At 69.6% G+C, this 17,301-nt stretch carries 12 protein-coding genes and 3 pseudogenes; 6 read left to right on the forward strand and 9 right to left on the reverse strand.

The features are described from left to right. Positions 1-205: 205 nt before the first annotated feature. Together OG331_RS46115 and OG331_RS46120 are read right to left on the reverse strand one after the other, a co-directional pair. Positions 206-1,137 (reverse strand): annotated as a pseudogene (locus tag OG331_RS46115) (IS5 family transposase). Positions 1,138-1,671: 534 nt separating this feature from the next. Beyond that, a complete protein-coding gene (locus OG331_RS46120; protein ID WP_406208870.1) occupies positions 1,672-3,057 on the reverse strand; it encodes an MFS transporter in 1,386 nt (461 codons plus the stop codon). 270 nt (positions 3,058-3,327) lie between these two features. On the opposite strand from OG331_RS46120, the gene OG331_RS46125 reads away from it, so the two are divergent. After that, complete coding sequence (locus OG331_RS46125) at positions 3,328-4,440, forward strand: methyltransferase domain-containing protein (RefSeq protein WP_406208873.1); 1,113 nt, start codon at positions 3,328-3,330, stop codon at positions 4,438-4,440. Here the strand turns inward: OG331_RS46125 and OG331_RS46130 are convergent. Both OG331_RS46130 and OG331_RS46135 read right to left on the reverse strand, forming a co-directional pair. Then, positions 4,415-5,233 (reverse strand): annotated as a pseudogene (locus OG331_RS46130) (ThuA domain-containing protein); the annotation flags it as partial. The gene OG331_RS46125 and the pseudogene OG331_RS46130 overlap by 26 nt on opposite strands. Further along, the gene (locus OG331_RS46135) at positions 5,230-7,464 is read right to left on the reverse strand and encodes an RICIN domain-containing protein (protein ID WP_406208876.1); all 2,235 of its coding nucleotides are present in this window, start codon (positions 7,462-7,464) and stop codon (positions 5,230-5,232) included. The pseudogene OG331_RS46130 and the gene OG331_RS46135, both read right to left, overlap by 4 nt. Positions 7,465-7,758: 294 nt before the next feature. On the opposite strand from OG331_RS46135, the gene OG331_RS46140 reads away from it, so the two are divergent. Further along, complete coding sequence (locus OG331_RS46140) at positions 7,759-8,151, forward strand: VOC family protein (RefSeq protein WP_406208879.1); 393 nt, start codon at positions 7,759-7,761, stop codon at positions 8,149-8,151. A gap of 169 nt (positions 8,152-8,320) precedes the next feature. Continuing rightward, positions 8,321-9,502: a PP2C family protein-serine/threonine phosphatase gene (locus OG331_RS46145; protein ID WP_406208882.1), complete on the forward strand. Its 1,182-nt coding sequence runs from the start codon at positions 8,321-8,323 to the stop codon at positions 9,500-9,502. Between the two features lie 22 nt (positions 9,503-9,524). Here OG331_RS46145 and OG331_RS46150 read toward each other — a convergent pair whose 3' ends face one another. The 4 genes from OG331_RS46150 to OG331_RS46165 all read right to left on the reverse strand — a co-directional run bounded on the left by OG331_RS46150 (position 9,525) and on the right by OG331_RS46165 (position 14,096). Next, entirely contained in the window at positions 9,525-10,526 is a 1,002-nt protein-coding gene (locus OG331_RS46150) for an LLM class flavin-dependent oxidoreductase (RefSeq protein WP_406208885.1), read from the reverse strand. Between the two features lie 111 nt (positions 10,527-10,637). Further along, a complete protein-coding gene (locus OG331_RS46155; protein WP_406208888.1) occupies positions 10,638-11,618 on the reverse strand; it encodes an SMI1/KNR4 family protein in 981 nt (326 codons plus the stop codon). A gap of 57 nt (positions 11,619-11,675) precedes the next feature. Next, the gene (locus tag OG331_RS46160) at positions 11,676-12,626 is read right to left on the reverse strand and encodes a GNAT family N-acetyltransferase (protein ID WP_406208891.1); all 951 of its coding nucleotides are present in this window, start codon (positions 12,624-12,626) and stop codon (positions 11,676-11,678) included. A 534-nt stretch (positions 12,627-13,160) separates the two neighbouring features. Then, positions 13,161-14,096 carry an RNA polymerase sigma-70 factor gene (locus OG331_RS46165; protein ID WP_406208894.1) on the reverse strand — a complete coding sequence of 312 codons (936 nt, stop codon included), beginning with the start codon at positions 14,094-14,096 and terminating at the stop codon, positions 13,161-13,163. 202 nt (positions 14,097-14,298) lie between these two features. On the opposite strand from OG331_RS46165, the gene OG331_RS46170 reads away from it, so the two are divergent. After that, complete coding sequence (locus OG331_RS46170; protein WP_406208897.1) at positions 14,299-14,784, forward strand: carboxymuconolactone decarboxylase family protein; 486 nt, start codon at positions 14,299-14,301, stop codon at positions 14,782-14,784. 98 nt (positions 14,785-14,882) lie between these two features. Here the strand turns inward: OG331_RS46170 and OG331_RS46175 are convergent. Further along, positions 14,883-15,053: pseudogene (locus tag OG331_RS46175) on the reverse strand (methyltransferase); the annotation flags it as partial. 461 nt (positions 15,054-15,514) lie between these two features. On the opposite strand from OG331_RS46175, the gene OG331_RS46180 reads away from it, so the two are divergent. Then, on the forward strand, positions 15,515-15,961 hold the full coding sequence (locus tag OG331_RS46180) for an RICIN domain-containing protein (protein WP_406208900.1): 447 nt from the start codon (positions 15,515-15,517) through the stop codon (positions 15,959-15,961). 150 nt (positions 15,962-16,111) lie between these two features. Continuing rightward, positions 16,112-17,293 carry a DUF418 domain-containing protein gene (locus OG331_RS46185; protein WP_406208902.1) on the forward strand — a complete coding sequence of 394 codons (1,182 nt, stop codon included), beginning with the start codon at positions 16,112-16,114 and terminating at the stop codon, positions 17,291-17,293. Positions 17,294-17,301 lie beyond the last annotated feature (8 nt).

The following is a 17,301-nucleotide window of genomic DNA, read 5'->3' on the forward strand; positions in this document are numbered from 1 at the left end:
TCGGTGAGGCTGTGCACCCAGCATTCCACGTGGGGGTCGCCGAGTGTCGGGACGGGGCTTTCGGCGGCGGTCACCTGGAACGGAGCAGCGGTCGTCCGCGGAGGAGCGGGTGCCGTCGAGCACCACACAAGCGCGAGCGGTGACATCGTGCGCAGGGTCGTCGCCGAGAGTGACGCAGGAGAAGCCCTAGGCGCTGTTTCTCGGATCATGTGCGGAGCCAGATGATGAGTGCTGCGAGGGTGACGGTGCCGAGGTAGGTGTCGGCCCGTTTCTCGTAGCGTGTGGCGACAGCGCGGAAGCCTTTCAGGCGGTTGATGGCACGTTCGACGGTGTTGCGTTTCTTGTAGTGTTCGCGGTCGAACCCGGTGGGTCGGCCACCTTGGGAACCGCGGTTGCGTCGGTGTCTGCGTTGGTCGAGCCGTTCGGGGATGGTGTGCGATATCCCGCGTCGTCGCAGGTAGCGGCGGTTTTCACGGGATGTGTAGGCCTTGTCGGCCAGGACATGGTCGGGGCGGCTGCGGGGCCGGCCGACGCCGATGCGGGGCACCGACACCCGCTCCAGGACGGGCTCGAGTTGGGGGCCATCACCGAAGTGTCCGGGTGTCAGGAGAAGGGCGAGTGGCCGGCATCGTCCGTCGGCTGCGAGGTGGATCTTGGTGGTGAAGCCGCCGCGGGAGCGCCCCAGACACTCGCCGATCTGACCACCCCCTCCAGCCGGACGGTCAGTTTCCGAAGCACCGGATCGACCTGGTTCGTCCGCGGGCGGGCCCCCCTTTGAGGAACCGCGGCAGGCGCCGTCTTCCTTGCCCCGGCGGCGTGCTGGTGGGCACGCACCGTCGTGGAGTCCACGGACACGTCCCAGTCGATCCGGCCCCCAGCGTCCTCTGCGGCCTGCACCTTCGACAGAAGCATCTGCCAGGTCCCGTCCGCCGACCAGCGACGATGGCGCTTGTAGACCGTCTCCCACGGCCCGAACCGCTCCGGAAGATCCCGCCACTGCACCCCCGTACGGACCCGATACAGCACCCCGTTGATCACCCGGCGGTGATCACTCCACCGACCCCCACGTACACCGCCACGAGGTAAGAACGACTCCAGCCGAACCCACTCCGCATTCGTCAGGTCTCCACGTCCCATGCAGTCAGCCTGCCCCCAACACTCCACCCACGAAGGGAGATCCGAGAAACAGCGCCTAGCAGCCGGCCCTGTCCAGGGCACGGCCCAGGAGCTCGTCACGGCGCGCGTGCAGAGCACTCAGCGACGCCTCGACGATGCCCGCCAGGGCGACCGGGCACACCAGGTGCTCCAGCGGAGTCGCTTGTGCGCGCTTGCGTTCGTAGAGGGGCGTCCTCCGGGGGTGCTCAGCATGACGCCGAGTTCGACGACGGCCGGGCCGCTGCGGGGCGGGGCCGGGTGCCGGTCGTGTTGGCACGTCGCGTCGGCATAGCGCGGGAGTGTCACCTCCAGCGCCGCGACGCGAACGCCGCCCCGGAGGAGAACCACCCCCGAGAGCGGTGGGCTCTGCCGCGCAATGTCGCCGGACTGGCTCGGATCGTGCTGGACATCATCGTCGTCGAGTACCGGACGCCGCCCTGGACTCCGGCACGCCGCCGGAGCCGGGCGCCCAAGCGATTCCCGTTCCTGAAGTCGGCCGCCTGGCCCCCAAGTCCCCTACGCCCTCTCGGACTTCCCCGGCACGCACAGCCACGCGAGGCCTGCGGCTGTGAGGTAGGCGAGTGCGCCGATGGCCATGCTGGTGCGCAGCCCGGTGTTGTAGTTGGTGGCCGTCGCGAGCAGGCTGCCGCCGAGGGCCACGCCGGTGGCGCTGCCGATCTGGCGGGTGGTGTTGAACAGGGCGGAGGCGGCCCCCGAGTACGCGGGGGGTGCCGCGCCCATCACGGTGGCGGTCGAGCCGGTGAGGGCGAAGGAGGTGCCGAATCCGGCGGCCATCATCGGCGCCACGAGCAGCGCGTATGCGGGATCGGCTCCCGCCGCGGCCCAGCCGGCGAGCCCCGCGGCGGCCAGGAGCATGCCGGAGATCACCAGCGGACGATCGCCCGTGCGGCGGGTCAGCCGCCCGGACAGGACGGACGCGAACATGGTCATCGCCACCGCAGGAAAAAGTGCCAGCCCGGTGCCGAGGGCGCTGAAGCCGCGCTGATGCTGGAAGTACAGGCTGGCGGTGAACACCATGCCGTAGAAGCCGAAGTTGAACAGCAGGCCGATGGCGGCTCCGCCGCTCATGGTGCGAGAGCGCAGCAGGTTCAGCGGCAGGGCGGGGGCGCGGGCCAGCCGCTCGCGGACCACGAAGGCCCCGGCGGCCAGCATGGCCAGGCCCACCCCTGCGAGCACCGCCGGGTCGGACCAGCCGCGCCGTCCGGCCTCGTTGAGTGACGCGGTCAGCAGCGCCACCGCGGCCACGACCGCGACCTGCGCCGGCCAGTCCAGGGACCGGTCGGCACGCCGGGGCGAGCGCGCGACGTGACGCAGCGTCAGGGCCAGACAGGCCACGCCGACGGGCAGGTTGATGAGGAACACCCAGCGCCAGCCCACCGTGGAGACGAGCAGCCCGCCCAGCAGCGGTCCGGCAGAAGCCGCGATGCCCGCCATCGAACCCCACAGCCCGAAGGCCCGTGATCGTGCGGCCGGCTCCGGGTAGGCCTGCTGGAGCAGCGCCAGCGAACCGGGCACGATCAGCGCCGCGCCCAGCCCCTCCACCAGCCGGGCCGCCACGAGGGAGGCGGTGTTCGGCGCGAGCGCGCACGCGGCCGACGACACCGTGAACACCGCCACGCCCGAGCAGAAGACCCGACGATTGCCCAGCCGGTCGCCCAGCGCCCCACCGGTCAGCAGAAAGCCGGCGAAGACCAGGGTGTAGCCGTCGGTGATCCACTGGATGCCGGTCAGCGAGGCCGACAGTTCCCGGCCGATCACCGGCACGGCGACATTGAGCACCGTCACATCCAGGATCACCATGAAGTATCCGGCGCAGACCGCCAGCAACGGTGCCCAGGACCGACGCCCGACCTCCGGCGCCGACTGCTCCGCGAACGCCACGGCCCCAACTCCATCCCGTCCGCGGAGGCTCTGGATCACCAGTCACAGTAAGGGACATTCAGTCCATATTGATGGAGCCAGGGTCTTGATCGGTGGAGCCAGGGTCTTGGCCGCGACCTCCGAGCCCGCACCCCACCGCTAGACTGCGCCCATGACGTACTTCTTCCACCTCCGCTAGGCACCGTCGGCGAAGCGAGGATCCCCCGTCGCCGACGACGCGGGGCAGCGGAGCGCTGTCCCGAGTGCTGACGTGGAAGAAGAAACAACACCATGCACACGCCCCTCGTGGCGCGCTGCCTCCGCGGCCTGGAGGCCGTGGTCGCCGCCGAGGTTCTTGGGTCCGGGCTCGGCGCCGTCACCGAACTGCGCCACCGCGAAGTCCATTTCCGTACGCACCGGTCCGTGCCGGCCCTGCGCACCGCCGATGACCTGTTCCTGCTCATCGCCCGGCGCCCCGACATCGGACCGACGCGACAGGCCCTGCACGACCTCGCCGAGCTTGCCGAGCCGACCGCGATCGACCACCTCCTGTCCCTCCGTCGCCACAGTGCGACGACGCCCGCCACGGACATCACCGGCATGGACATCTCGGCCTCCTTCCTCGGCCGGCGGACCTTCACCCGGTACGACGCCGAGGACGTGGTGGGACAGGCCCTGGCGCGGCGCCTGCGCGTCCCGTACCACTCGCGGCGGGCAGGAACCCCGCCCCCGCCCGGCTGCTGGGGCTGGCGACTGACCTTGGACGGATCGCGGGCCACGCTCATGCTGCGGCTCGACGACCGTCCGCTGCACCGCCGCGCCTACAAGCAGCGCACCATCCCGGGCACCCTGCACCCGCCGCTGGCCGCGGCCATGGCCCGGCTGGCCGACATCCGCCCCGGCCAGGTCGTCCTCGACCCGTGCTGCGGCGCCGGCACGCTGCTGATCGAGGCGGCACTCGCCCACCCCGACGCCCGCTGCCACGGCTTCGACCTCTCCGCGGACGCGGTCGCCGCGGCCTGCGCCAACGCAGGCGAGCTGCCCGTCGCCATCCGCCGTTCCGACGCCGGCCGCCTCCCCCTTCCCGACCACTCGGTCGACCGCGTGCTGTGCAATCCGCCCTGGGGCGCACAGGTCCAGGCCCGCGGCCTGCTCGCGACCGCCCCTTCGCGCTGGTGGACGGAACTGCGCCGCGTCCTGGCCCCCGACGGCACGGCCGTACTCCTGCTACCCGACCCCGACGACCTCGCGGCCGCCATCCACCACCACTTCACGCCTGTACACGTGGAACGGCTGCGCCTGTTCGGGGCACAGCCGTTCCTCGTCCGTCTGGCGCCGGCAGCGGGTGCGGGCAGGGTGACGGCTACTCAGCCACGCGGCCGAGCCACTTCAGGCCGTCGATGAGGAAGCGGTTCTGGGTGGGGCTTGCGAACGTGGAGGACAGGCGGGTGTTGGTCTCGTAGTTCATGGCGTTGTGGCCGAAGTTCGCGTACAGCATCCGGTACTGGGTGTTGGTCCACAGGATCGGGTAGTAGCCGCTGTACCAGGACTGGTTGGGGTCGGTACCCAGGGGGAAGCTCGACGGGTCGACCGACGCCAGGATCTTGATGTTCGGCTTGGTGCGCAGGTCGTTGGACCAGCTGTACCACTCGCTCACAGCCGAGGTGAACGTCGCCGGCAGCGCGGTGGTCGAGGGGTGCGTACGGTCCTCGGTGCGCAGGTTCGCCGTCGTGGGGCCCCAGGTGTTCGACCTGAAGTTCCCGCTGCCGAGGAAGGAGTTGTAGTACCAGGGCCACGATCCGGCGTCGGTCGTGAACGCCGAGACGTGGAAGCCCATCCAGCCGCCGCCCGCCCGCATGTACCGCTCGAAGCCGGCCCGCTGGGCCGCGCTGTCCGGCGCGTCGTCCAGGAAGAGGACGACCTGGTAGTCGTTCACCCCGCCGTTCGCGAGCAGGTTCCAGTCCGTCGTCGCCCGGTACGTGAAGTTGTTCTGAGCGGCGGTGCGCGGGAACCACTCGTTGGCTTCCTTGACGAAGTCGATGTGTGCGGCGTCCCAGGTGCCGTTGTAGAAGGCGATGACCTTGAAGGCGGGTGCCTGGGGCGCGGCGGAGGCGTTGAGCCCGGCGGGCGCCGGGACTGCTGTCAGTCCCAGCACCAGGGCCAGCCCCGCCAGCAGTCGTGCTGCCAGCCGCCTCACGGGTGGCTCACCAGGTTGGCCACGTTGGTGGACGAGTTGGACGGGCCGCCCCGGTCGTTGATGACGTGCCGGATGGTTCCGGTACCGCCGAGCGAGACGGTCACCATGTTCTGGAAGCGGACGCCCGGAGTGTTGGGGACCTCGAAGGCGCGCTCTGCGGTGACGGACGGGTTGACGTTGAAGAAGCAGTAACTGCCCAGCCCGTACGCCTGGTGGCTGGTCACGGAGTTCGCGACCTTGTAGGCGGCGTAGCCCTGCGTGGAACCGTTCATCCAGGCGGCCTGGTTGGGCGGGTCGTACGGCATTTCGTTCTGGTAGAAGTACGTCCGCCCGCCGTTGCCGTTCCAGATGGTCTGGTGCTTCTGGTAGTGCTCGACGAACAGGCCGTACATGGTGACGTTGTCGCCGTTGACGATGAGGCCGGTGTCGCCGGTGTTGCTGTTCCAGCCGATGCCGGTGCCGTGGTCGCCGCGCCAGATCCACATGTGGTCGCCGATGACGTTGTCGCTGTTGACGACAAGGCTGGTGGTCGCCTTGCCCACGGCGGCACCGCCGACACGGAAGTACACGTCATGCAGGGAGGTGGGGTTCGCCGCGTGGTCGGCGGCGGCGCCGGACGGGCCGACCTCCACCAATGTCTGAGAGTTGGTCGTACCGGCGTCGAAGAGGACGCCCGCGATCTTCACCCCGTCGACGTCGGCGACCGTCATGGCCGTGATGCCGTTGTCCGGGATGAACGTGGCCAGACCGAGCCCGAGGACGACGGTGTCCGGGCGGGTGACCCGCAGGGTCTGGTTCAGGTGGTAGACACCGGGGGTGACCAGCAGGTTCTTGCCCTCTGCGAGAGCGGCATTGATCTGCGCGGCCGTCGCGCCCGGCTTGACGACGAAGAACTGGTCGATGCCGAGCGAGCTGCCCGCCGCGGCCCCGTTCGCCCAGGTCGTGGCCGAGGAGTTGGTCCGCAGGGAGGGCACGAACACCCGGTAGGCGCCCGCGTTGTCGACGTACAGGAACGGCTTCTCCCGCACGGTCGGCGTCTGGTTGACCGTGGTGTACGGCGGGTTGGGGAACGTGTTGCCCGGTACGCCCTGGCTGCCGACGAAGACCATGTTCCAGTTGGAGCCGGTCCAGCTGCCGAGCTGGGAGTTGCGGGTCAGCCACTGCTGCTGCGTGCCGGAGCGGACCTGCCCGTCGATCTTCGTGTCGGCCATGAAGCCGCCGCTCGACCAGCCGCCGTCGCTGAGTTCGAGGTTGCCGCGGACGTGCATGCGCCGGTACCCGGACGCCTGGGAGACGGCCCAGCGGTCGGTGCCGCCCGTGGGGTTTACCGAGAGGTTCTCCGCGCCCCGCCAGAAGTTCTGGGTCGCGTTCTGCGGCGGGAACCAGTCCGCCTCCACGTGCACGGCGCCGTTGATCGTGACCGAGTCCGGTGACTGGCCCAGGCCCAGGACCTGGGTGTAGAAGCCGACGTTGACGTCGTTGCTGTACGTGCCGGGCTTGAACATCACCGCGTAGCGCTGGGAGCCGAACTGGTTCGTCTCCTGCTGCTGGAATATCGAGTTCAGCCGGCTCTGGATCGTGGACGACGGCATCGACGGATCGAAGACGACCACGTTCGGGCCGAGGTCGACATCCCCCGGGGCGGTGCTCACGGGCGCGACCTGGAAGCGCTGGGCGGCAGATCCGTTGCAGGTGTACTGCACCAGCTGGACGCTGTCGGCCGTCGAGGCGGACGGTACGTCAAGGCACTTGCCGCTGTTCCGGTTGACGAAGTGGTAGGCGCCGCCGCCCTCGTCGACGGCCTGCCACTGCTGGTTGTTGCCGCCGCCGTACGTCCACAGATGCACGGCCGCGTTGTCGGCCGTGGACACATCGCTGACGTCCACCACCTGCTGGGCGTCGTTGCGGTTGTTGATCCGCACGTAGCCGTCGCTGGTCGATGTGAAGCTCCACTGCTGCGCCGTGCTGTTGTTGCAGGCGTACTGCTGCACCGCCGTGCCGTTGACGGTGGCGGCCGCTCGTGCGTCCAGGCACTTGCCGCTGCCGCTGTTCACCACCGTGGACCAGCTGGTGGGGAGGGCGGCGGCGGAAGGGGCCGCGTCGGCAGCGCGTTCCGGAACGGCCTGGGTCGGCTGGACGGCGCTGAGGAGCGAGGCGGCCGTGGCGGCGGCGACGAAGGCCGCGGTCAACGGACCGCGGCCTCTGATGGCTGGTCGCGAGGTAGGGGGCATGTCTTCTCCTGCGCCGACGAAGCGGCATGAGTGGGGGGTGAAGGGGGGTGAGGGGTGACGCTTATTTCAATGCATGATTTAAGAAGTGACGGAAACCACTGTCAAGACTTTGGTATAGGCCAACTCCGATGTTGTGTGCGTCGTCGATCCGCAAACCCGGCAGGGGAGTTGGGCCGCCCGGCTGAAGGACGCACGACCATCCGGACGGCTGCCAGCGCGCCGTGCCGCCGGGCGCGGCGCGGGTGATGTGCCCTGAGATGTCAGGACGGATCACCCGCGAAGGAGACACACGGCATGCTCGGACAATCGCACGCGTACAGCGGCTTCTCGGTCGACGATCTCGACGTGGCCCGCCGTTTCTACGGTGAGACCCTCGGCCTCCAGGTGGAGGAGACGGGACAGGGCGAGATGCGGATGCTGACCGTCAAGCTCGGCGGTGGCGCGCACGTCTTCGTCTATCCCAAGGACACGCACACCCCCGCGACGTTCACGATTCTCAACTTCCCCGTGGACGACATCGAGGCCGCCGTCGCCGAACTGGACCGGCGCGGCGTGACCCTTGAGCGCTACTCCGGCTTCGACCACGACGAGAAGGGCATCGTTCGAGTCGGCCAGGGTGGTCCCACGGCGATCGCATGGTTCACCGACCCCGCCGGGAACGTGCTCTCCGTGGTCCAGGAGGACTGACCGACCGACTTCGGCATCGTGAGGCGACCTCTCATCCATACGGCGGTGTCACCGGGGCCCGCTGCCGCCCCGGCCCGCCCCCGTCGCCGGGCACGCCGCGGGCCGCGATGTGAGACTGCTGAACGACGCGCCCGAACCGCGTCCCGCGGTCGCGACGAGAGGAGACGAGGTGGTGACGGCCGAGCCCGGCGACGGTCTGCTGGAGGAGTTCCTCGCCGACCCGGAGAACGCGGCGCTGGACCTGTCCACCGCGGTGGCCCGCTGCTCCAAGGCCCTGGGACTGCAGCACGCGGTGATCTACCTCGCCGACCTCCAGCAGCGCCGGCTGGTCCCGCTGACCGACGCGGGCGCCCCTCTTCTGGTCGACGACTCGCTCGCCGGCTGGACGTACCGCACCCAGTCCCTGCGCGTGGAGGAGTCCGAAGCCGGCGGCATGACGGCCTGGCTCCCCCTCCTGGACGGCGCGGAGCGGCTCGGCGTACTCGCGGTGCACTCCCCGACACTGACGCCGCCCTCGCTGCGCCGCAGCCGTACCCTCGCCGCTCTCCTGGCCATGATGATCACGTCCAAGCGGGCGTACAAGGACTCCTTCGTACGACGGACCCGCACGGAACCCATGCAGCTGCCCGCCGAGATGCTGCGCGCCTTCCTGCCGCCCCGCACGATCGGCACGGCGCACGTCGTGTCCACGGCCGTACTGGAGCCCGCCTACGAACTCGGCGGCGATGCGTTCGACCACTCCCTCACCGAGACCACCCTGCACGCGGCCGTCCTCGACGCCATGGGCCACAACCTGGCCTCGGGCCTGACCACCGCGGTGTCACTCGCCGCCTGCCGCAACGCCCGGCGCACCGGGGCCGATCTGCCGGAACTGGTGCAGAGCGTGGACGACGCCCTGGCGCGATGGCTCCCCGACCAGTTCTGCACCGGGGTCCTCGCCCAGCTCGACCTGGCGAGCGGCGTACTGCGCTGGACCAACTGCGGACACCCCGCGCCCCTGCTCATCCGGGACCAGCGGCTGCTGGTCGACGCCATGGAGAGGGAGCCCGAACCGCCGATGGGGCTGCCGTCCCTGCTCGCCCAGCGCACCCGGCAGACCCATGAAATCGCCCTCCAGCCCGGCGACCGGGTGCTGCTCTACACCGACGGCGTCACCGAGTCCCGTACCCGGGACGGCGGCATGTTCGGTCTGGAGCACTTCACCGACTACATCATCCGGGCCACCGCCGCGGGCGAACTGGCGCCGGAGACCCTACGGCGACTGATCCACTCGATCCTGGACGCACAGCCCGGGAGCCTTCGGGACGACGCGACACTGCTGCTGTTCGAGTGGTGGCCGCCGACGCGGTGAGTGGCGGCCAACGGGTACTGCCCTACGCGGTGGCGACCGGCTCGTCGCCCTGCGCGGGTGACGACGCGGCGATGAGCTCGAAGGACCGGAGGCGGTCCTTCAGGGCGTACACCGGTGACACGAGCATCAACTCTTGCGCGCCGGTCGCGTCGGTCAGCTCCGTGAGACGGCGTACGACGGCCTCGGGGTCGCCGTACGCCTGATGCGCGTGGAACGCAGCCAGGGCCTGCCGCTCCTGGTCGGTGAAGGGATGCACGGCCGCTTCGGCGGGGGTCGGAAAGGCGACGTCGCTTCGCCCTTGGAGAAGTCCGACCTTGACGACGTTCATCGGCCCGACGAGCCATTCGGCCTCTTCGCGCGTCGGGGCGCACACCGCCTCCACGCACAGCAGCACACGAGGGCTCGGGCACCAGCGGGACGGCACGAACTGGGCGCTGTAATGCTCGATCGCAGCAGTGGTGTTCTCGGGGCGGAAGTGGTGGGCGAAGGCCATCGGCAGACCGAGCTGCGCGGCGAGAGCGGCACCGGCGGTGCTGGAGGCCAGCAGCCACGGCTCGGGCAGCGAGCCGAGCGCGACCTCGTCCACCAGGAAGCGCAGGGTCGCCACCACGTCGTCGCGGTACTCCTCGTCCGTCGCCGGCCCCGCCCCACGCCGCAGCGCCAGGGCCGTCGCCTCGTGCACGGTCCCCGGGCCGCGGCCGATCCCGAGATCGACGCGATCGGGGTGCAACGCGGCGAGTGTGCCGAACTGTTCGGCCAGCATGATCGGAGCGTGATTGGGGGCGAGGACACCTCCGGAGCCCAGCCGGATCGTGGACGTCGACGCGGCGGCGTGAGCGACCAGCACCACCGGCGGGAAAGCGCCGATGGCGGGGGAGTGGTGATGCTCGGCGTACCAGAGCCGTCGGTAGCCGAGCCCTTCGACGCCACGGGCGAACTCGGCCGTGTCCCTCAAGGTGTCCGTGGGGTCCGTACCGCTCTGGACCATCGCGACTTCGAGTACGGAGAGCGGCACACCCATCATGTGATCAGTATGGCCGAACGCGTCGTGGTTGGAGGACACTTGCACGGTCAGCCGGTCAGCCGGTCAGCCGGTCAGCCGGTCAGCCGGTCAGCCGGTCAGCCGGTCAGCCGGTCAGCCGGTCAGGGGTCGCCACCGGTCCTTCACCGCGTGGCCGACCCCGCTGCGCCACACCAGCGCCCCACCGACCAGGCCGGGCTTGTCCCGCGTGGCCAGCGCCGGAGCTTCGAGCATGTCGGCGGCCTCTTCCAAGTAGGTGACCAGCGTGTCGAGTTCTTCGCCCGGGGCGTCGTTGTAGCGGGACCAACGGCCCAGGTAGCCGGTCGCGGTGTCCAGATACAGGCCGGAGGTGCTGTCAGCCGGGCTGTGCGAGACAACCGGAATCCAGGTTGCCCTCCACACGGTGATCCGCTCGTCCTCAGTGCGGCCCGCGTTACGGGTGTCGTGGTCGGCCTGGTGGTCCAACCTCCGCCGGTAGACGTCGGCGACGGCGTCCAGGGTCATCAGGGCCTCGTTGCCCGGAAGGCATCCCGCGCCCCAGCCATCGGCCCCTTCGTCGCCTGCGCTCAGAAGCCACAGGGTGCGCAGCTCGGTGGGTATGCGGACGCCGAGATCGTTCTCCAAGGCGGCGATCGCGGAGAGTTCAGCGCCGGAGCGGAGAGCGGCATAGGAGTCGGGGGCGGTGAGCTGGAGCCGGCGGATGATACGCAGCCAGGCGTCGGCGATCTGCCGTACGGTGACGGCCTCGGTTGTCGGGTCGACGGGCTGGACCTGCTCCTGACCTGGGTCCTCCTCCTGGACGGGCACTACGGGCACTACGGGCACTACGGGCACTACGGGCTCGGCGGAGGGGGCGAGGTTCACGTACCGGATCTGGATCCAGTCCGGCTCGCGGATGTAGCCGACGGCCAGGTCGGGGCAGTCCTCGTACAAGTCGCCCTCGACGATGACGGTGAGGATGCCGGGCAGACTGGACGGCGTGCCCATGTCCGGGTCGTCTGCCAGTTGGCCGGCCAGGACCTTCAGGGCGTAAGGGGCTCCCGCCCCGAACTGGGCAGCGGTCTCCCGCACGAACGGGGGGAGCTCGACGTTCAACGGTCCTGTACTCCTTGCTGGTTGGCCGGGCTGGGCCGGGCCGGGCGGTACGCGTGATCAGTTCCAGATCATGTTGATCTCACGCCCGAAGTTGACGTACTGGGCCCGCCGGAAGGCGTTCGCCATGGGGACGTTGCCGAGGTCCGTGGCGGCTCGGATACGGGGAACACCCTGCTCGGCGAGGATGCGGGTTCCTTCGGCGAGGACGTCGTCGATGTAGCCGTTGCCGCGTTGCGCGGGCAGGACCGCGAGGTAGGCGATGATCGGGTTGTAGCCGTTGTGGGCAGGGACCACGAACCCCACCGGTTCTCCATCCGGCAGTGTGGCGATCCGCCACCAGTCTCGCGGGCTCGTGTAGCGGGCGAGTTCCCCCTCGTAGTGCTGGGTGGCCGCCTCCTGGGGGGACATCCGCGTCAGTTCGTCACGGCCGTGTGCGTCCAGGGTGCCGTCCAGGGCCAGGGCCATCAGGGCCACGAGTTCACCGGCATCCCGGACCGGCCGGAAGAGCAGACGCTTGCCGGGTACGGGAACCGGCGACGTCGGACTCCACTCCAGGCGCAGGCGCTCTACGAAGAGCCGGGCACCGGTCCGTTCCAGTACCGTCATGCGGTCTTCGACGACCTGCCTGGTCGCCGCGTTGTCACGCCATTCCGGCGGGATGAAACGGCTGTACTCCGGGGGACGCGAAGGGTCCGGGAGGACAGCGGCCATCGCCGTCCGCAGAAGCCGCACCCCGATGTCCGGGCGATCGGGACCCGGTGCGCTGTCGTCGATGTCGAGGACATCCAGGATCAGTGGTGCGTCCCCGCCGGGCCGACTCCACCAGGCGGCCCTGGCCAGCAGGCGGTCACCGCGCTGGGCGACCCACATCCATTCGCGACGTCGACGGCCGGCGGCAAGGTCGTCGGCCAGTTCCGGGTTGAGGGCGTAGGGCAGTTGAGAGAAGAGGTCGAGTTCCTCGCGTCCGGTGATCGGAGGCAGGGTCAGGGCGTTCTGTTTTACGGTCAAGGCACACTCCGGTGAAGGCGCCCGTCCGCTCCGGGGGTCAGATGCGGTCCGCGCCCCGGGAGGACACAAGCGCGGTGATCATGGGGAACATCGGCTTACCCCTCCTCTCGCTGTCGTCCCCCTCAGCCCTTGTGACCGGGGGGTCAGCCGTAACGTCTATCCAAGGGCGGCCAGGTCCGCAAACTCTTTTCGCGCACAGGGGCGTTCACGCCTCGGCGCGGGATTCGCGCAGGGGGCGATCGGGACGTGGGCCGGGCGGGGGCGGCCCTGACGGGGTGGATGGCCCTAGGCGTCGCGGTAGGCGCTGTGGGCGAGGTCGGCGATCCGACCCACGACCCACAGTCGCCTGGCCGGTCACCCGCAAGGAGCTCACCGCCGGACGGCAGGAGCTGACCACTCCGGCCGAGGACCAGGAACACCGGGACGGGCAACGGTTCGACCCGACGTGCGGCACGGCCGGAATCGAGCTCTCCCGTTGCGAAGGAACCCAGGCCCGCGCGGTTTTCCGACGGCCGCCCCCGGAGCCGTCCGGGATCAGCGGCTCACCGCGGTCTCCTGCTCCACACGTGACAGTTTTTCGGGGTTGCGTACGGCGTAGAGGCCGCTGATGAGGCCGTCGTCGATGCGGACGGCCAAGACCGTGTTGATCCGGCCGTCCAGCCGGAGGATCAGTGCCGGATGGCCGTTGATGTGCGCTGATTCCAGCGTCGCCGCGGCGCCGAATCGCCCCAGCCCGGCAACCAGCGGCGCCACCTCGGCAGCACCCACGACGGGCGCCGGCACGGCCTGCACGACTCCGCCGCCGTCGCCCAGCAGGACGACGTCCGGCGCGAGAACATCGAGCAGCCGTTGCAGATCCCCCGAGTCGACGGCCCGCCGGAAGGCGTCGAACGCGTTCTGCGCCTCGGCCGGAGATACGGCCCCGCGCGGGCGGCGCGCTGCGACGTGCGCCCGAGCGCGGTGGGCGATCTGACGGATGGCGGCCGGGCTCTTGTCGACGGCTTCCGCGATCTCGTCGTATGGCAGGTCGAAGACCTCGCGCAGCACGAACACCGCCCGCTCGGTGGGGCCGAGAGTCTCCAGCACCAGCAGCATCGCCATCGAGACGCTGTCCGCCAGCTCGACGTCCTCGGCCACGTCGGGTGCCGTCAGCAGCGGTTCCGGCAGCCAGGGGCCGACGTAGGACTCCTTGCGCCGGCGAAGCGTACGCAGTCGGATCAGTGCCTGGCGGGTGGTGATCCGGACCAGGAACGCGCGTGGATCGCGCACGGTGTCGAGATCGACGCCGGCCCACCGCAGCCAGGTCTCCTGCAGGACGTCCTCCGCGTCGGCGGCCGAGCCGAGCATCTCGTAGGCGACGGTGAACAGAAGATTCCGGTGTGCGACGAAGGCCTCGGTGGCGGAGTTCGTCCCGTCGCCGGGAGCAGGAGGTTCAGCGGTGTCCTTCGGTCGCGCGCTGCGCTCGGTCACGGCTGACTCCCACCTCTTCGCTGTCCGGCGTCCCTCACGCACAAGATGCCGGTCCCTGCTGCTTTGTGACATCCGATCTCGGTGGCGCACGTCACACCATCGTCGCTGTCACAAGGAGCGGAGCGTCGGCATCTGGTGTTCGTCCGGACGCCGCGCGAACGATCCGCGCGGTACCGCTGTCGCACAAGTGAGGACGAAGCCCATGGAATCCCGTTTCAACCTGATGACCAACGAGGTCGGCGCCAAGGTCGGCAAGCGGATGTACAACGTGAGCCTGGCGATCAGGGAGTCGTCGCTGCCCAAGGCCCTGCAGGAGTTGGTGGAACTGCGTGCCAGCCAGATCAACGGCTGCGGTTGGTGCGTCGACGTGCACACCAAGGAAGCCGCAGCGGCCGGTGAGACGTCGGTACGGATTCACCTGGTCGCCGCCTGGCGCGAGTCGGCCGTGTTCACCGAGGCCGAGCGGGCCGCACTGGCGCTCACCGAGGAGGGCACCCGGCTCGCCGACGCCCACCACGGCGTGTCCGACGAGACCTGGGCGCAGGTGCGCAAGCACTACGACGACGACCAGATCGCCGCGCTGGTCTCCCTGATCGCCATGATCAACGCCGCCAACCGGCTCGGCGTGATCACCCGGATGCAGGGAGGTTCGTACGAGCCTGGCATGTTCGCCGACTTGTCGAGCTGACGGTTAGGTGACGTGGGGCCCGGCTCGGCCCGGTCCATTGGGGCGGGCCGGCCCCGCGCGTGTCCGAGCGAAGGTAGGAACCGCGTTGCTGCTGGGGCCTATTGGGCTGTGGCTTCGAGGATGGAGAAGGGCTCGGCGTCGGCGAGCGGGGTGACCGTGGTGAGGGTCAGGCCCGCGCGCCGGCACAGGTCCTGGAAGTCGTTGCCGGTGCGTTCCTTGCCGCCGAGGTTGACGAGCATGTTGAGGTCGCTCAGGTAGGTGATGGCGTTGTCGAGGGTGCAGCACTAAAGGCGTGGTTGGTTCTGGCGCTGGTCGGGCGTGGAGGGGCAGGAATTTCGCGCTCGGTCGGCTTGCGGGGCAACCGTCCGGCGACAAGTAGGGCGACGAGCACGGCCCGGGGTTCACCGGGAGGTCCTCCACGGCCTCAAGCCGTTGCTTGCTTCGCCATGCGCTCAGCCCAGTCACTGACCGAACCACTTGGGTCCCCCCGGACGCTGACCAGATCGAGCGGCCCGCGACTGACTCCCTGAGTACCAGTAGTGCCGACCAGGCAACGATATGCCGCGTGCCTCTGCGGCGTAGCCGTGCGGCTCAGGGAGGCGACGGTGGTTCCGGTACGGGAGGTGTCCGGGGTTTTGGGTGAGAGACGTGGAGGCGTGCTCACTCCGAATCTGGTCGTCGGCAGATCTCGGTACCGTCTCGGCACAACGTGTCGAGCAGAGGGGGACTCATGCTTCTGAAGAGGCTGGCCGCAGTTGGGGCCGTCGTCGCGCTCGCAGTGGGCCTGAGCAGTACACCGGCGAGCGCGACACCACGCACCACTGGGTTCCAGAACCAGGCCACGGACAAGCCATGCTTGGACTTCCGTGCCGATTACGGCCCGTACGTCTTCAACTGCAACGGCACCGACTACCAGAAGTGGCACTGGAACGACGACTTCGAGTACAGCGCGCTGCGGCAGGTGGCAACCAGGCTGTGTCTCACGCTGCGCAACGACCAGCTGACCATGAAGCCCTGTGCCGCCGCTGACGATGCAGCCCTGTGGCAGATCGACGAGACGGACCCACGGCTGATCCGGAACATGGTCAGCCGCAAGTGCCTGGCACGGATGGCGAACGACCGCGTCTCCACCGCGCCGTGCACCGGAGGCAACTCCCAACGCTGGACGATCCGGTAGGCCTCGCCCAGCCAGGCGGCGTTCGCGCCAGTGCCAGTGCCAGTGCCAGTGCCAGTGCCAGTGCCGGCGCCTGCACTGCATCGAAGGATGTACGCCGTTTTCGTCCGGCCGCACGATGATCGGGCCGCAAAGCGCGGAGAACCTGAAGGCATGCCCAACAGCCTTCGCGCGTCCTTTGACGACACGTCCTCCGCCCGGTCCGCGGCCCCGGCCCGGCTGCCGTTGCTCGATGTGCTGCGTGGAGCGGCGATTCTCGGCACGTTGATGACCAACGTGTGGATCTTCGCCACGCCTGGCTCGGAGTGGGCGTTCCTGCAGGGGACGCCCATGCCGGACCCGCTGGGCGAGCCGGCCGAGGCGCTGTTCCGGTTTCTCGCGGACGGGAAGTTCCTGTCGCTGCTGACGATCCTGTTCGGTGTAGGTCTGGCCATTCAGTACGACTCCGCCGCCCGCCGCGGCACCCCGTGGCCGCGCGGCTACCGGCCCCGCGCGCTGTTCCTGTTCGCGGAGGGCACGCTGCACTTCGTCCTGGTCTTCGGGTTCGACGTGCTGATGGGGTACGCACTGACGGCCCTGCTGATCGCGAGGCTGCTGGCGCGTTCCGAGCGCGTACGGCGCGCGGTGATGTGGACGTCGGTGAGTCTGCACGTGGCCCTGATGTCGCTGATCACGGTCGCCCTGCTGGCCGCGCCCTCGGACGACTCCGGGAACGAGGTGTCCGACGCGGCGGTGGACGTGTACGCCCACGGCAGCTGGTTCGACCAGATCGCCTTCCGGCTGGAGAACGCGGTCCCCCTGCGAATGGAACCCGTCTTCTCCTTCGGCCTGCTGGTCTTCCTCTTCCTGCTCGGCGTCCGCCTCCACCGCGCCGGCGCCTTCACACCCACCGACCGGGGGCGGCAACTGCGCTCGCGGATGGCTGTGTGGGGCCTGGGGGTGGGCATTCCGTTCAACGCGGCCCTGTGGCTTGGCGGGGAGGAGTTCTTCTTCCTCGGCCGTTATGTCGCCGCCCCGGTGGTCGCCGTCGGCTACCTGGGTCTGGTCGGCGTCGCCCTGGACCGCGGGTGGTTCCCGGCCTTCCTGACCCACGGGCTGTCCGCGGTCGGCCGTACGGCACTGTCCTCCTACGTCCTGCAGAACGTGCTGTGCATGCTGGCCTGCTACGGCCTCGGCCTCGGCCTGGCCGAACACTTCGCCGACAGCGGCCCATGGTGGGTGATGGGCCTGTGGGCCACGGTCTGCGTCTCCCTCGTCGCCGCCTCGACCCTGTGGCTGCGCCACTTCTCCCACGGCCCGCTGGAGTCAGTCCAGCGCCGGGTGCTGCGCCGCTGAGGCGCGGT

The sequence above is a fragment of the Streptomyces sp. NBC_01017 genome, assembly GCF_045162795.1.
Classification (GTDB): domain Bacteria; phylum Actinomycetota; class Actinomycetes; order Streptomycetales; family Streptomycetaceae; genus Streptomyces; species Streptomyces machairae.

Coding starts and splice junctions, on each gene's coding strand:
- OG331_RS46125 (WP_406208873.1), top strand. CDS start 3,328: ATGCACACGCCCCTCGTGGCGCGCTGCCTCCGCGGCCTGGAGGCCGTG.
- OG331_RS46135 (WP_406208876.1), bottom strand. CDS start 7,464: ATGCCCCCTACCTCGCGACCAGCCATCAGAGGCCGCGGTCCGTTGACC.
- OG331_RS46140 (WP_406208879.1), top strand. CDS start 7,759: ATGCTCGGACAATCGCACGCGTACAGCGGCTTCTCGGTCGACGATCTC.
- OG331_RS46150 (WP_406208885.1), bottom strand. CDS start 10,526: ATGATGGGTGTGCCGCTCTCCGTACTCGAAGTCGCGATGGTCCAGAGC.
- OG331_RS46170 (WP_406208897.1), top strand. CDS start 14,299: ATGGAATCCCGTTTCAACCTGATGACCAACGAGGTCGGCGCCAAGGTC.
- OG331_RS46180 (WP_406208900.1), top strand. CDS start 15,515: ATGCTTCTGAAGAGGCTGGCCGCAGTTGGGGCCGTCGTCGCGCTCGCA.
- OG331_RS46185 (WP_406208902.1), top strand. CDS start 16,112: ATGCCCAACAGCCTTCGCGCGTCCTTTGACGACACGTCCTCCGCCCGG.